The sequence below is a fragment of the Streptomyces sp. NPDC033229 genome, assembly GCF_055576875.1.
The window spans coordinates 176,405-191,357 of sequence record NZ_JBVIQR010000005.1 but is presented as its reverse complement, the minus strand read 5'-3'; the positions used below and the strand labels follow the sequence as shown (position 1 = coordinate 191,357).

Sequence of the window (14,953 nt, the reverse complement as noted above, 5' to 3'; positions counted from 1 at the left end):
ACATCAAGCCCGTCCGGCGATTGAGGACGCGCGCCCGCAGGGCGCCCGCCGCCGACGGCAACGCGCCCTACACCGCCGCGGCCAAGCGGCTCAGCGCCTCGTCCACGGGCAGTTCCTCACGGGTGCCGGTGCGGCGGTCCTTGAGTTCGACCACGCCGGAGGCGGCACCGCGACCGACGACGAGGATCGTGGGCACACCGATCAGTTCCGCGTCGGTGAACTTCACGCCGGGCGACACGCCCGCGCGGTCGTCGACCAGGACCCGGACGCCCGCGGCGCCCAGCTTCTCGGCCAGTTCCAGGGCGAGTTCCGTCTGCACGGCCTTGCCCGCCGCGACGATGTGCACGTCCGCCGGGGCGACCTCGCGCGGCCAGCACAGACCCGACGCGTCGTGGGTCTGCTCGGCGAGCGCGGCGACGGCCCGGGAGACGCCGATGCCGTACGAACCCATGGTGACCCGCACCGGCTTGCCCTGCTGCCCGAGCACGTCGAGGCCGAAGGCGTCGGCGTACTTCCGGCCGAGCTGGAAGATATGGCCGATCTCGATCGCCCGCCCGATCTCCAGGCCCGCGCCACAGCGGGGGCACGGGTCGCCGGGCTCGACCACGACGACGTCGAGGTACTGGTCGACCTCGAAGTCCCGCCCGCACACCACGTTGCGGGCGTGCTTGTCGGCCTTGTTGGCGCCGGTGACCCAGGCCGTGCCGGGGGCCACGCGGGGGTCGGCGATGTAGCGCACCCCGAGGCCCTGCGGGCCGACGTAGCCGCGGACGAGATCGGGCCGGCCGACGAAGTCCTCGGCCTTCACCAACTCCACGACGGCGGGGGCCAGGTGCTCACCGAGCTTGCCGAGGTCCACCTCGCGGTCGCCCGGTACGCCGACGGCCGTGATCTCGCCGTCGACCTTGACCAGAAGGTTCTTCAACGTCGCCGAGGCGGGCACGCCCAGGTGCGCGGCGAGAGTCTCGATGGTGGGGGTGTCGGGGGTGTCCAGCTCCTCGACGGGGCCGTGGTCCGACGGGTCGACGGGCGCCACGACCGCGGTGACCGCCTCGGTGTTGGCGGCGTAGTCACAGGCCGGACAGTCGACGAAGGTGTCCTCGCCGGCCCCGGCCGGGGCCAGGAACTCCTCCGACGCCGAGCCGCCCATCGCGCCCGAGACGGCGGACACGACGCGGTAGTCGAGGCCGAGCCGCTCGAAGATCCGCGTGTACGCCTCGCGGTGCAGCCGGTAGGACTCGGCGAGGCCCTCGTCCGTGGTGTCGAAGGAGTACGAGTCCTTCATCTGGAACTCGCGCCCGCGCAGCACGCCGGAGCGGGGACGCGCCTCGTCGCGGTACTTCGTCTGGATCTGGTAGAGGATCACGGGCAGGTCCTTGTAGGACGTGCACTGGTCCTTGACCGTGAGGGTGAAGATCTCCTCGTGCGTGGGCCCGAGCAGATAGTCGGCGCCCTTGCGGTCCTTCAGACGGAAGAGGAGATCGCCGTACTCCTCCCAGCGCCCGCTCGCCTCGTAGGGCTCCTTGGGCAGCAGCGCCGGCAGCAGGACCTCCTGGCCGCCGATGGCGTCCATCTCCTCGCGCACCACGCGCGAGACGTTGTCCAGCACCTTCTTACCGAGCGGCAGCCAGGTCCACACGCCCGCGGACGTACGGCGGACGTACCCGGCGCGGACCAGCAGCTTGTGACTGGCGGTCTCGGCGTCGGCCGGGTCGTCGCGCAGCGTCTTGATCATCGTCGTGGACATGCGCTGGACGTGGGCCATCGTGGTCTCCTGCTGCGTAGTGGGAATGCGAGGAGATTAGCGGCAGGGGACAACGGTCGGGAAACGACTTCCGTGACGCGGGGAGCGGCAGGTCACCCCAGCAACGGCAACGGCGCCCCCATCACCGCATACGGCCTCGGCGCACTCGGACCGCATCCCCCGGGGACAACCCCCGGACCCCCGGCCCACCCCGGTCACCCCAGCAACGGCAACGGCGCCCCCATCACCGCATACGGCCTCGGCGCACTCGGAAAGTGCACCGGTCGGGCCAGGTCGTGGTAGCCGAGCTTGCGGTAGAGGGCTCGGGCCGGGCTGTCGGTGTCGATCGCGGAGAGGATGCTGCGCGGCTCCCGCGCGCTCGCGGTGATCGTGGTGATCAGTGACCGGCCGATCCGCCGGTTCTGGTAGGCGGGGTGGACGTGCAGCTCGGTGATCACGAAGGCGTCGTCCAGCCAGCCCTCGGAGCCGGTGGCGCGCAGATACGGCTCGACGACCGTGGACCACCAGTGGGCGCGGTCGTTCGGCATGCCGTAGACGAAGCCGACCAGCCGGCCGCTGTCCGTGGTCGCCCCGAGGGCGCGGGCGCCGCGGCAGCCGAGGTGGCGAAGCACGATGTGGCGCCGAACGCCGACCTCGTCGTCGGTGAGCCCGAAGGCGAGCGCCTGCACGGCGAGCGCGTCGTCGACCCGCGCGGCGAGGTCGAGCGGTCCGACCACGATGTCATCCATGCCCGGAGGCTACCTGGGCGGCAGCCGCTTGTGCGGTCGCCCGCGACAAGTCAGAACAGCACGCTCGTGAACGCGCCGACTTCCTCGAAACCCACCCGTCGGTATGCCGCGCGTGCCGCCGTGTTGTAGTCGTTGACGTAGAGGCTGACGACGGGTGAGACCTCGCGCAGGGCGTAGCCGAGGACGGCGGCCATGCCGGTCTCGGACAGGCCGCGGCCCCGGTACTCGGGGGCGACCCAGACGCCCTGGATCTGGCAGGCGAGGGCCGTCGCCGCGCCGATCTCGGCCTTGAAGACGACGCGGCCGTCCTCGATGCGGGCGAAGGAGCGGCCGGCTCCGACGAGCTCGGCGACGCGGGCCTGGTACAGCAGCCCGCCGTCCCCGGCGAGCGGGGAGACACCGACCTCCTCGGTGAACATCGCCACGCACGCGGGCATGACCACGTCCAGCTCGTCCTTGCGGATGCGGCGGACGAGCGGGTCGGGCGCGATGTCCGCGGACATGGCGCGGGTGACCATCAGGGGCTGGTGGGCGCGGACCTCACGGGCCGGGCCCCAGTGGGGTTCGAGGAGGGACCACAGCTCGGTGGTCGCCTCGGCCGGACCGACGATGGAGGAGCAGCGGCGGCCGGAGCGGCGGGCGCGGTCGGCGAAGGCCCGTACAGCCTCGGGTCCGGCGCAGATGGGGACGAGGTTGGCGCCGGCGTAGCAGAGGGATTCGAGGCGGCCGCCCGCGTACCAGCCCCACATCTCGCCGCCGAGCCGCCAGGGGTCGAGACCGGCGGCGTGCACCCGCGCGGCGACGAAGGCGTTGGCGACGGGCTCGCGGTCGAGGACGGCGAGGGCCGCGTCGAGGTCGCCGGGCTCCAGGACCTTGGTGGTGGTCGTCGTCAACACGTGTCGGATTGCCTCACCGTCGCGGGCCGGAGGCCATGGGAACAGGTCTTGGCACTGTACCTCTCCGTCCCCTTCGTACACCTCCCCTGACCGGAGGGGGTGCCCGCCGTGCCCCGCCGCGGGGGCGGGGCAGCCGTGGATCGAGGGGCGTGCGACGGGTGCGGGGTGTCAGCCGACGCTGATCTGGGGCTCGCCGGAGGCGATGCCGTCCTTCTCCATCTGCGCGGCGAGCTTCAGGGCTTCCTCGATGAGGGTCTCCACGATCTTCGACTCCGGGACGGTCTTGATGACCTCGCCCTTCACGAAGATCTGTCCCTTGCCGTTGCCGGAGGCGACGCCGAGGTCGGCCTCACGGGCCTCGCCGGGACCGTTGACGACGCAGCCCATGACCGCGACGCGCAGCGGCACCTCCATGCCCTCCAGGCCCGCGGTGACCTCCTCCGCGAGCTTGTACACATCGACCTGGGAGCGGCCGCAGGACGGGCAGGAGACGATCTCCAGCCGTCGCTGGCGCAGGTTGAGGGACTCCAGGATCTGGATACCGACCTTGATCTCCTCCGCCGGCGGCGCCGACAGCGAGACCCGGATCGTGTCGCCGATGCCCTCGGAGAGCAGCGCGCCGAAGGCGACCGCGGACTTGATCGTGCCCTGGAACGCGGGACCCGCCTCGGTCACGCCCAGGTGGAGGGGGTAGTCGCACTGGGCGGCGAGCTGCCGGTAGGCGTTGACCATCACGACCGGGTCGTTGTGCTTGACCGAGATCTTGATGTCGCGGAAACCGTGCTCCTCGAACAGCGAGGCCTCCCAGAGGGCGGACTCGACCAGGGCCTCGGGGGTGGCCTTGCCGTACTTCTGGAGCAGCCGCGCGTCCAGCGACCCGGCGTTCACGCCGATCCGGATCGGGGTGCCCGTCGCGGAAGCCGCCTTGGCGATCTCCTTGACCTTGTCGTCGAACTGCTTGATGTTGCCCGGGTTCACCCGGACCGCCGCACAGCCCGCGTCGATCGCCGCGAAGACGTACTTCGGCTGGAAGTGGATGTCCGCGATCACCGGGATCTGCGACTTCTTCGCGATGATCGGGAGGGCGTCGGCGTCGTCCTGCGTCGGGCACGCCACCCGCACGATCTGACAACCCGAGGCCGTCAGCTCCGCGATCTGCTGAAGGGTCGCGCCGATGTCCGAGGTCCGCGTCGTCGTCATCGACTGGACCGACACCGGCGCGTCGCCGCCGACGGCCACCGATCCGACCTGGATCTTGCGGCTGACCCGGCGGTCGGCGAGCTTGGTCGGGACGGACGGCATTCCGAGCGAAATCGCAGTCATGTGGCGTGCAACCCCAAGGTGTGAATCAAGGTCCCGAGATCGGCGGGCTCCAGGATTCGAGATTACGGCACCGGGTCACCTCGAAGCACATCCCGCCGCGAAGACCGCGCAAAGAAGGACGGCCGGACACAAAGCGCGTCCGGCCGTCACAAATGGGCAGGTGCCTGATTTTTTCGCGTACGTGCGCACTTCCGCTGCGCGGCGTGTCCTCGATCGCCGGACGGGCTGCGAACAGCCCGTCCGGCGATCGAGGACAAAGCACAGCAGCCCGTCCGGCGATCGAGGACGGAACGGCGGGTGCGCCGCCAACCGACACCGGCCGGTAAAGGCCTACGTGAGCCGCACGGGGTTCACGACGTCCGCGATCAGGACGAGGAGGGTGAAGCAGATGAAGATTCCGGCCACCACATAGGCCACCGGCATCAGCTTCGCCACGTCGAACGGGCCCGGGTCGGGCCGTCGGAAGACCTTGGCGAAGGCCCGTCGGACGGACTCCCACAGCGCGCCGGCGATGTGTCCGCCGTCCAGCGGCAGCAGCGGCAGCATGTTGAACAGGAACAGCGAGAGGTTGAAGCCCGCGACCAGGAAGAGCATGGTCGCGACCTGCTGCGACGGCGGGATGTCGAGGTTGAAGACCTCCCCGCCGACCCGGGCGGCGCCGACGACGCCCATCGGGGAGTCGGGCTTGCGCTCACCGTCGTCGAAGGCCGCGTTCCACAGGTCGGGGACCTTGCCGGGCAGGGCGATCAGCGACTCGACACCGGACTCGATCATGTCGCCCATACGGTCGACGGACTGGCCGAAGGTCTGCGGTACGACGCCGGTGGCGGGCGTGAAGCCGAGGAAGCCGGCCGTCACGGTCTTGCCCTTGACGGGCGTGCCCTTGGCGTCGTACTTCTGCACCTCGTTGGAGATCAGGTCCGCGGTCAGCGTCTTGCGCTGCCCGTCCCGCTCGACGGTGATCGTGGCGGGTCCGGTGGTCTTGCGGATGTCCTTCTGGAGGGTGGCCCAGTCGCCGACCCGGTGGCCGTTGAAGGCCACGATCCTGTCGCGGGGCTGGAGGCCGGCCGCCTTGGCCGGGGAGTCCTTGGCGCCGGTGGGGCACTTGTCGGTCTTGGCGTTGGCCGAGACGACACAGTCCGAGACCGTGGAGACGGTCGTGGTCTGGGTGTTGATGCCGAAGGACATCATCACGCCGAGGAAGATCACCACCGCGAGGACGAGGTTCATGAACGGCCCCGCGAACATCACGATCACGCGCTTCCACGGCTTGCGCGTGTAGAAGAGCCGGGATTCGTCGCCGGGCCGCAGCTCCTCGAAGGCGGCCGAGCGGGCGTCCTCGATCATGCCGCGCCACGGCGAGGTGGAGCGGGCGGTGATCTTCCCGTCCGCGCCGGGCGGGAACATGCCGATCATGCGGATGTAGCCGCCGAGCGGAACGGCCTTGATGCCGTACTCGGTGTCGCCCTTCTTCCGCGAGAAGATCGTCGGGCCGAAGCCGACCATGTACTGCGGCACCCGGATGCCGAACATCTTCGCGGTCGAGAGGTGTCCCAGCTCGTGCCAGGCGATGGAGAACAGCAAGCCCACCACGAAGACGACTATCCCCAGGATCGTCATCAGTGTCGTCATACGGGGGCCTCCGAGGTCGCTTGAGCCGTGCGGGCCGCCGATGCCGTACGACCTACCAGTTCGCGGGCCCGGGCGCGTGCCCAGGTCTCCGCTTGCAGGACGTCCGGGACCGTGAGGTGGGTTCCCGCGACGGGGGTCCCGTGCTCCGCGACCACCTCGGCGACGGTGTCCACGATGCCATTGAACGGCAGCCGGCCGGCGAGGAACGCGTCGACGCACTCCTCGTTCGCCGCGTTGAAGACCGCGGGCGCCGTGCCGCCGAGGCCGCCGACGTGCCGGGCGAGGGCGACCGAGGGGAAGGCCTCCTCGTCGAGCGGGAAGAATTCCCAGGTGGACGCCTTGGACCAGTCGAACGCCGGGGCCGCGTCGGGGACCCGTTCGGGCCAGCCGAGGCCGATGGCGATCGGGCCGCGCATGTCCGGCGGGGTGGCCTGCGCGAGGGTCGAGCCGTCGGTGAACTCCACCATCGAGTGGACGTAGGACTGCGGGTGGACGACGACCTCGATGCGGTCGAAGGGGATGTCGTAGAGCAGATGCGCCTCGATGACCTCCAGCCCCTTGTTGACCAGGGTCGCGGAGTTGATCGTGATGACCGGGCCCATGGACCAGGTGGGGTGCGCGAGGGCGTCCTGGGGGGTCACGGCGGCGAGCTCCGCCTTCGTCCGGCCGCGGAAGGGCCCGCCCGAGGCGGTGACGACGAGCTTGCGGACCTCGGCGCGGGTGCCGCCCAGCAGCGCCTGGAAGAGCGCGGCGTGCTCGGAGTCGACCGGGATGATCTGTCCCGGCTTGGCGACCGCCTTGACCAAGGGGCCGCCGACGATCAGCGATTCCTTGTTGGCCAGGGCCAGGGTCCGGCCCGCCTCCAGCGCGGCGAGGGTGGGGGCCAGGCCGATCGAGCCGGTGATGCCGTTGAGAACGGTGTGGCACTCACCGCATGCGAGCTCGGTGGCCGCGTCGGGACCGGCCAGGATCTCGGGCAGCGGCTCGCCGCCGTACTGCGCGGCGAGCGCCTCGCGCAGGTCCGGCACCTTGTCGGCCTGCGCGACGGCGACCCGCCGGACCCACAGCCGCCGGGCCTGCTCCGCCAGCAGTGCCACCCGGCCGCCCGCGGCCGACAGGGCCGTCACCACGAACCGGTCGGGGTTGCGGAGCACGAGGTCGATGGCCTGGGTACCGATCGAGCCGGTCGAGCCGAGGATCACGATCTCGCGCGGGCCGCCGGAGGCGGGGGGCGCGGCGTAGCGCAGATGCGGGTCAGCGAGGGAGTCCGTCATGGGCTCCATTGTTGCCTCTTCCGGCCGGAAGACGGACCGGGAGCCCCCCGCCGGTGCCTGTCCGGCGGATCTCGCCCGGCTGCCGGCCGGATGCCACCCGGCTGCCGCCCGCGGCGGTAGCGCCCTGCGGGCGCGTCCTCAAGCTCCCCCAGCTACCGCTGGGAGGTGCCCCCGGACGGGCTGGTACAACCAGCCCGTCCGGCGCTTGAGGACACAGCACAGCAGCCCGTCCGGCGATTGAGGACACCGCCGCGCAGCGGTGGTGCGCCCCCATGAGCCGTCGGCCAGGCCCTAATGGATGGGCCGGTGGACGTTCTCCGCCTTGGAGGGGCCGGGGGTGGCGTCGGCGATCCAGGGGCCTTCGCCGCTGGGGTCGACGACGCCGCGCTCCAGCCACTCGTAGGCACCGGACATCACGCTGGAGACGACCTTGCGGTCGAGCTCGTCGGTGTTGGTCCACAGCCGGCCGAACAGCTCCTCGACGCGGATCCGGGACTGCCGGCAGAAGGCGTCGGCGAGCTGATAGGCCTCGGTGCCGTGGTCGCCCTCGGCGCGCAGGGCCTCGGCGCGGACGCAGGCGGCGCTGATGGCGAAGAGCTCGGCGCCGATGTCGACGATCCGGCCGAGGAAGCCCTGCTTGGTCTCCAGCCGGCCCTGCCAGCGGGACATGGCGTAGAAGGTGGAGCGGGCGAGCCTGCGCGAGGAGCGCTCGGCGAAGCGCAGATGGCCGGAGAGGTCCCGGTGGCCGGGCGGGTGGAATTCGGTGTAGGTGCGCGGCAGCTGTCCGGGGCCGGTGACGAGCTTGGGCAGCCAGCGGGCGTAGAAGCCGCCGGCCCGGGCACCGGCCTTGGCCTTTTCACCGAGGGTCTTCTCCGGGTCGATCAGGTCACCGGCCACCGAGAGGTGGGCGTCGACCGCCTCCCGGGCGATCAGCAGGTGCATGATCTCGCTGGAGCCCTCGAAGATGCGATTGATGCGCAGGTCGCGCAGGATCTGCTCGGTGGGGACGGCCCGCTCGCCGCGGGCGGCGAGGGACGCCGCGGTCTCGAAGCCGCGGCCGCCGCGGATCTGGACCAGCTCGTCCGCCATGAGCCAGCCCATCTCGGAGCCGTAGAGCTTGGCGAGGGCCGCTTCGATGCGGATGTCGTTGCGGTCCTCGTCGGCCATCTGGGAGGAGAGGTCGACGACGGCCTCGAGGGCGAAGGTGGTGGCGGCGATGAAGGCGATCTTCGAGCCGACGGCTTCGTGCCGGGCGATGGGCTTGCCCCACTGCTCGCGGACGGTGGACCACTCGCGTGCGATCTTGAGGCACCACTTGCCGGCGCCGACGCACATGGCGGGCAACGAGAGGCGGCCGGTGTTGAGGGTGGTGAGGGCGATCTTCAGGCCGGCGCCCTCGGGGCCGATGCGGTGCGCGGCGGGGACCCGGACCTGGTGGAAGCGGGTGACGCCGTTCTCCAGGCCGCGCAGGCCCATGAAGGCGTTGCGGTTCTCGACGGTGACGCCCTCGGAGGCCGCCTCGACGACGAAGGCGGTGATGCCGCCCTTGTGGCCCTCGCTCCTGGGCACCCGGGCCATGACGACGAGCAGGTCGGCGACGACGCCGTTGGTGGTCCACAGCTTCACGCCGTCGAGGATGTAGTCGTCGCCGTCGGGCACGGCGAGGGTGGCCAGCCGGGCCGGGTCGGAGCCGACGTCCGGCTCGGTGAGCAGGAACGCCGAGATGTCGGTGCGGGCGCAGCGCGGCAGGAAGGTGTCCCGCTGCTCCTGGGTGCCGAAGAGCTTGAGCGGCTGGGGCACGCCGATGGACTGGTGGGCGGAGAGCAGCGCCCCGATGGCCGGGCTGGCGGAGCCGACGAGGGCGAGGGCCTTGTTGTAGTAGACCTGGGTCAGGCCGAGGCCGCCGTATTTGGTGTCGATCTTCATGCCGAGCGCGCCGAGTTCCTTGAGCCCCTCGATCGTCTCGTCCGGGATCCGGGCCTCGCGCTCGATCCGGGCGCTGTCGATCCGGGTCTCGCAGAAGTCGCGCAGCTTGGACAGGAACTCCTCGCCGCGCCGGACGTCCTCCACCGCGGGGGAGGGATGGGGGTGGATCAGGTCGAGCCGGAACCGGCCGAGGAAGAGCTCCTTGGCGAAGCTGGGCTTCTTCCAGTCCTGTTCGCGGGCCGCTTCGGCGACCTGGCGGGCTTCTCGCTCGGAGACCGGTCGTACGGATGGTGCGGACATGAGGCACCTCGCCGCTTACGTCGGGGCGGTTGTCCCGGTCGACTACCGACCGGTGCTACTCGTCCGTATGTACCTACCCGATCCCCACGGGCTCTACCAGACCGCGCGCAATGATCCGGCCTGCGGCGTACCCCCTCGACCGTACGAGCGGGTGAACGGCGCGCGTGAAGAGCGCGCGGGTCAGCGTCCCGCGCCGGGGGTGACGAGGCCGCTCTCGTAGGCGACCACGACGGCCTGGGCGCGGCTGCACAGGCCCAGCTTGGCCATGGCCCGGTTCAGATGGGTCTTGACGGTGGCCTCGCTGATGACCAGCTCGGCGGCGATCTCCGCGTTCGACAGCCCGCGCGCGGTCAGGCGCAGCACCTCCAGCTCCCGGCCGGTGAGGGCTTCGAGCGTCTCGGGCGGCGGCGGGGCGGGGGTGGGGAGCCGATGGGCGAAGGCCTCGACGAGGCGGCGGGTGACGGTCGGGGCGAAGAGGGTGTCGCCGCCCGCGACGGCGGCGACGGCGGCCAGCAGCCGGTGCGGTCCGGCGTCCTTGAGCAGGAAGCCGGCGGCCCCGGCGCGCAGCGCCTCGTAGACGTACTCGTCGAGATCGAAGGTGGTCAGGACCAGGACACGCGGGGCGGGCACACCGTCCCGCTCGGCGGCGGCCAGGATCCGCTCGGTGGCGGCCGTGCCGCTGAGGCCGGGCATCCGGATGTCCATGAGGATCACGTCGGGCCGGTGCTCGGCGGCGGCCGCGACGGCTTCCTCGCCGTCGGACGCCTCGGCGACGACGGTCGTGCCCGGGGCGGCGCGCAGCAGGGCCGCGACGCCGGCCCGGATGAGGATCTGGTCGTCCACGACGAGGACGCGGATGTCCGCCGCCCCGTCAGTGCTTGCCGTCATGCCCCGGTCCGTCCCTCTCCCGTGCGGCTCCGGCCGCCGGCCGCAGGGGAAGAGTCAGCCGGACCTCGAACCCGCCCAGGTCGCGCGGTCCGGCGACCAGGGTTCCCCCGTAGATCCTGGCGCGCTCGCGCATGCCGATCAACCCGTGTCCGTCCGACGGGCCGGGGTTGGCCGGAACCCGCCGCCCTCCGCCGTCGGTGACGCGCACGGTCAGCTGGTGGGGCCGGAATTCGACACGGACGGTGGCCGCGGCGGGCCGGGCGTGTTTGATGACGTTGGTGAGCGCTTCCTGGACGACGCGATAGGCGCACAGGTCGGGTCCCGGGGGCAGTCGTGGGCGCTCCCCCACGATCTCCAGCGTGACCGGCACCCCGGCGGCCCGTACCCGCTCGGCCGTCTCCTCCAGCCGGTCCAGGCCGGGGGCGGGCTGGTGGGCGCCGTCCCCGCCGCTGTCGCCCGCCCCTTCCGGGCCGACGCGGAGCACGGCGAGCAGGCGGCGCAGTTCCTCCAGGGCCTCGCCGCTGGTGCCCGATATGGTGCCGAGGGCCTGCCGGGCGGTGTCGGGGTCGGTCGTGAAGACGTAATGCGCGAGGCCCGCCTGCACGGAGATGACGGACATGTGGTGGGCGACCACGTCGTGCAGCTCGCGGGCGATGCGGACGCGTTCCTCGGCGACGGCGCGCCGGGCGTTGCCGTCCCGTTCGCGGCGGAGCTGCTCGGTGACGGCGGACAATTGCGCGTTGCGCCGGGCCAGTCGGCGGGCGGCGTTGCCGAACCACCACAAGGCGGCCGGGGTGACGACGCTCTGGGCGGCGACGGTCCCCATGTCGCTGTGGGGGTTCGACAGCCCGGAGACCACCCACAGCGCGAAGAGCCCGCCCGCGCACAGTCCGGTGGTGCGCGGCGGACGGGCGGCGGCGACGGTGTAGAACGCGAGCATCGCGGCGGCCGACTGGATGACGGGCCAGTAGCCGGCGGCGACATGGACGAGGTACAGCACGCAGATCGTGGTGAAGACGGTGATCGGCATGCGTCTCCGCCCGGCCGGCAGCATGTTGGTCACGACGGTCAGGACGAGGCCGCCCGTGTCCAGGGCGTGCCACCCCGCGGGGGGCCGCTCCTGCCCCAACAGCAGGGCGACCACGGTGAATCCGACGGCGAGCGGCACGTCCAGCGCCGCTCGCGGCCAGCCGGCGATCCGCCGCTCCAGCGCTTGAGGCGTCAACATCGCCGCAGCGTAGCGGCGTGTCACGGGCCGCGCATCGCTCCGGCGGAGGCACTGCCGCCTACCGCGTGGGGTGGAGACGGACGGCCGGGGTACCGCGGGGGTTGACGGGGGATTCCACCCGCCACGGGACGACTTGGGCGCGGCGCCCTCCGTAGGGTCGGTACTGCCGGCACGGGGGAGCGTCGAGGAAGGCGCCGGTGCACGGGGGAACGCGGTGCGCTCCGGCCGAGGGCCGGAGCGCACCGCCTCGGCGGGCGCGGACGCCGGTCGTCCGGCTCCCCAATCGTCCGGCCCCGGTCATCCGCTCAGATGTGGACCGTGAGCACGATCTTCCCGGAGGTGCGGCCCGTCTCGCCCAGTTCGTGGGCCTTGGCGGCGTCCTCCAGGGGCAGTACGGCGGCGATCTCGCACCGCAGCCGTCCGGACTCGACGAGTTCGGTGATGCCGCGCAGGCCGGCCTGGTCCGGCTCCACCACCAGCCGGGTGGCGCGGACACCGCGGGCGCCGGCCTCGGCGTACACCGACTCCTCCAGCGGGAGGATCGACACGAGGGTGCCCCCGGGGCGCAGGGTGCGCAGCGAGCGGGCGGGGTAGTCGCCGCCGACGGACTCCAGGACGACGTCGACGTCCCCGACGGCCTCGGCGAAGTCCTGCGCGTGATAGTCGATCAGTTCGTCGGCGCCGAGGCCGCGCAGGAACTCGTGCTTGGCGGCGCTCGCCGTGCCGATGACGTACGCGCCGCGGGCCTTGGCGATCTGGACGGCCAGGTGGCCGACGCCGCCCGCCGCCGCGTGGATCAGGACGCGCTGCCCCTCCCGTACGTCGGCGGTGTCGACGAGGCACTGCCAGGCGGTGAGCGCGGCCAGCGGCAGCGCGGCCGCCCGTACGTGCTCGACGCCGTGCGGCTTGGGCGCCAGATGGCGGGCGGGGGCGGTCAGATACTCGGCGTAGGCGCCGGCGGGGGCCGGGAAGCGGGGCATGCCGTACACCTCGTCGCCGACGGCATGGACGGTCACGCCCTCACCGACCTGCTCGATCACGCCGGACACGTCGAAGCCGAGGGTGAAGGGCGGGGTGTGGCCCGAGTAGAAGCGGCCGCGCGTCCGGGTCTTCCAGTCGACGGGGTTGACCCCGGCGGCGTGGACCCGCACCAGGACCTCGCCGAGCCCGGGCTCGGGGCGGTCGGTCTCGACCAGCTCCAGCACCTCGGGGCCGCCCGCCTTCTCCTGCCGGATGGCACGCATGGGGCGAGCGGTGCCGGGGGTGGTGGCGGTGGTGTCGGACATGGGGGTTTCTCCTCGCGGTGGTGCCGTTCGATGCCTCCAGGCTGCCGGAGCGGGGCGCCTCCGGCGACTGGCCGTGCTGCCACTCTGCGCAAGGATCGGGCCACGGGATCCGGGGGCCCGGGTGCGGGGAAAACGGCGGACGGCCGGGGCGCACCAGCGTGCACCGCGGCCGTCCGTCCCGCGGATCGCGGATCGTGGACTGGACTTACAGGTCCAGGCCCGTCATGACCAGCACCCGCTCGTAGGTGTAGTCGTCCATCGCGTAGCGCACGCCCTCGCGGCCCACGCCGGACTGCTTGGCACCGCCGTACGGCATCTGGTCCGCGCGGTAGGACGGCACGTCGCCGACGACCACGCCGCCGACCTCCAGCGCGCGGTGCGCGCGGAAGGCGGTCTTCAGGTCGTGCGTGAACACGCCCGCCTGGAGGCCGTACGGGGAGTCGTTGACGGCGGCGAAGGCAGCGGCCTCGTCGTCGGCCTTGGTGATCGTGAGGACCGGGCCGAAGACCTCCTCGCACGCGATCGTCACGCCGGCGGGGACGTCGGCGAGCACGGTCGGGGCGTAGGTGGCGCCCTCGCGCTTGCCGCCCGCGAGCAGCGTGGCACCGGCCGCGACGGCCTCGTCGACCCACGCCTCGACGCGCTTGGCGGCGTCCTCGCTGACCAGCGGGCCGACCTCGGTGGCCGGGTCGGACGGGTCGCCGGTCACCTGCGCCTCGACGGCCGCGACGACCTTCGGCAGGAGCCGCTCGTACAGCGAGGCGTCGGCGATGACGCGCTGCACGGAGATGCAGGACTGGCCGCCCTGGTAGTTGGAGAAGGTGGCGATGCGCTGCGCCGCCCAGTCCAGGTCGGCCTCGGAGGACCAGTCGGCGAGGACGACGGCCGCGCCGTTGCCGCCGAGCTCCAGGGTGACGTGCTTGCGCGGCACGGAGTCCAGGATCGACCAGCCCACGGGGCCGGAGCCGGTGAAGGAGATGACCGGCAGCCGCTCGTCCTTGACGAGGGCGGGCATCCGGTCGTTGGGCACCGGCAGCACGCTCCACGAACCGGCCGGCAGGTCCGTCTCGGCCAGCAGCTCGCCGAGGATCAGCGAGGAGATCGGGGTCGCCGGGGCGGGCTTGAGGATGATCGGGGCGCCGACCGCGATGGCCGGGGCGACCTTGTGCGCGCTCAGGTTGAGCGGGAAGTTGAACGGCGCGATGCCCAGCACGGTGCCGCGCGGGACGCGGCGCGTCAGCGCGAGCCGGCCGACGCCGCCGGCGTCGGTGTCCAGCCGCTGGGCGTCACCGGCGTTGTAGCGACGGGCTTCCTCGGCCGCGAAGCGGAACACGGAGACGGCACGGCCGACCTCGCCGCGGGCCCACTTGATGGGCTTGCCGTTCTCGGCGGAGATGATCTGCGCGATCTCCTCGGTGCGCTCGGTCAGCCGCTTCGACACGTGGTCGAGGGCCGCGGCCCGGACGTGCGCCGGGGTCGCCGCGAACTCGTCGCGCACGGCGTGCGCGGCGGCCACGGCCTCCTCGACCTGCTCCTCGGTGGGGACGCTCACGGTGCCGACGAGACGGCCGTCCCAGGAGTTCGTGACGTCGAAGGTGTCCTCGCCGGTGGCCTCGCGGCCGGCCAGCCAGAACGCGTGGGGAGCAGTCACAATCCCGGCCCTTCCAGGTGGTGCGGATGATTAGCTCCCCCACCGTAGGTGCGGGT

11 protein-coding genes are annotated in these 14,953 nt (G+C 72.1%); all 11 read right to left on the bottom strand.

The window, feature by feature from the left end; genetic code table 11:
* Positions 1–67 precede the first annotated feature (67 nt).
* The 11 genes from ACZ53N_RS07325 to ACZ53N_RS07275 all read right to left on the bottom strand — a co-directional run bounded on the left by ACZ53N_RS07325 (position 68) and on the right by ACZ53N_RS07275 (position 14,897).
* Positions 68–1,765, bottom strand: coding sequence for a proline--tRNA ligase (locus ACZ53N_RS07325; RefSeq protein ID WP_469139944.1), 1,698 nt, complete (start codon positions 1,763–1,765; stop codon positions 68–70).
* Positions 1,766–1,959: 194 nt separating this feature from the next.
* Positions 1,960–2,493: a GNAT family N-acetyltransferase gene (locus ACZ53N_RS07320; protein WP_362212005.1), complete on the bottom strand. Its 534-nt coding sequence runs from the start codon at positions 2,491–2,493 to the stop codon at positions 1,960–1,962.
* A 50-nt stretch (positions 2,494–2,543) separates the two neighbouring features.
* Positions 2,544–3,389, bottom strand: coding sequence for a GNAT family N-acetyltransferase (locus ACZ53N_RS07315; RefSeq protein WP_469139943.1), 846 nt, complete (start codon positions 3,387–3,389; stop codon positions 2,544–2,546).
* Between the two features lie 168 nt (positions 3,390–3,557).
* Positions 3,558–4,712 carry a flavodoxin-dependent (E)-4-hydroxy-3-methylbut-2-enyl-diphosphate synthase gene (gene ispG, locus ACZ53N_RS07310; RefSeq protein WP_469139942.1) on the bottom strand — a complete coding sequence of 385 codons (1,155 nt, stop codon included), beginning with the start codon at positions 4,710–4,712 and terminating at the stop codon, positions 3,558–3,560.
* 330 nt (positions 4,713–5,042) lie between these two features.
* Complete coding sequence (locus tag ACZ53N_RS07305) at positions 5,043–6,344, bottom strand: M50 family metallopeptidase (protein WP_469139941.1); 1,302 nt, start codon at positions 6,342–6,344, stop codon at positions 5,043–5,045.
* Complete coding sequence (dxr, locus tag ACZ53N_RS07300) at positions 6,341–7,618, bottom strand: 1-deoxy-D-xylulose-5-phosphate reductoisomerase (RefSeq protein WP_469139940.1); 1,278 nt, start codon at positions 7,616–7,618, stop codon at positions 6,341–6,343. The genes ACZ53N_RS07305 and dxr overlap by 4 nt, the downstream gene beginning before the upstream one ends.
* A gap of 291 nt (positions 7,619–7,909) precedes the next feature.
* Complete coding sequence (locus tag ACZ53N_RS07295; RefSeq protein WP_469139939.1) at positions 7,910–9,844, bottom strand: acyl-CoA dehydrogenase family protein; 1,935 nt, start codon at positions 9,842–9,844, stop codon at positions 7,910–7,912.
* 180 nt (positions 9,845–10,024) lie between these two features.
* Positions 10,025–10,732 (bottom strand): response regulator, encoded by a 708-nt coding sequence (locus tag ACZ53N_RS07290; RefSeq protein WP_469139938.1) that lies wholly within the window; start codon positions 10,730–10,732, stop codon positions 10,025–10,027.
* Positions 10,716–11,960, bottom strand: coding sequence for a sensor histidine kinase (locus ACZ53N_RS07285; protein WP_469139937.1), 1,245 nt, complete (start codon positions 11,958–11,960; stop codon positions 10,716–10,718). Before ACZ53N_RS07285 ends, ACZ53N_RS07290 begins: the two co-directional genes overlap by 17 nt.
* 305 nt (positions 11,961–12,265) lie before the next feature.
* Complete coding sequence (locus ACZ53N_RS07280; protein ID WP_469139936.1) at positions 12,266–13,246, bottom strand: NADP-dependent oxidoreductase; 981 nt, start codon at positions 13,244–13,246, stop codon at positions 12,266–12,268.
* 205 nt (positions 13,247–13,451) lie between these two features.
* Entirely contained in the window at positions 13,452–14,897 is a 1,446-nt protein-coding gene (locus ACZ53N_RS07275; RefSeq protein WP_469139935.1) for an aldehyde dehydrogenase family protein, read from the bottom strand.
* Between the last annotated feature and the right edge of the window lie 56 nt (positions 14,898–14,953).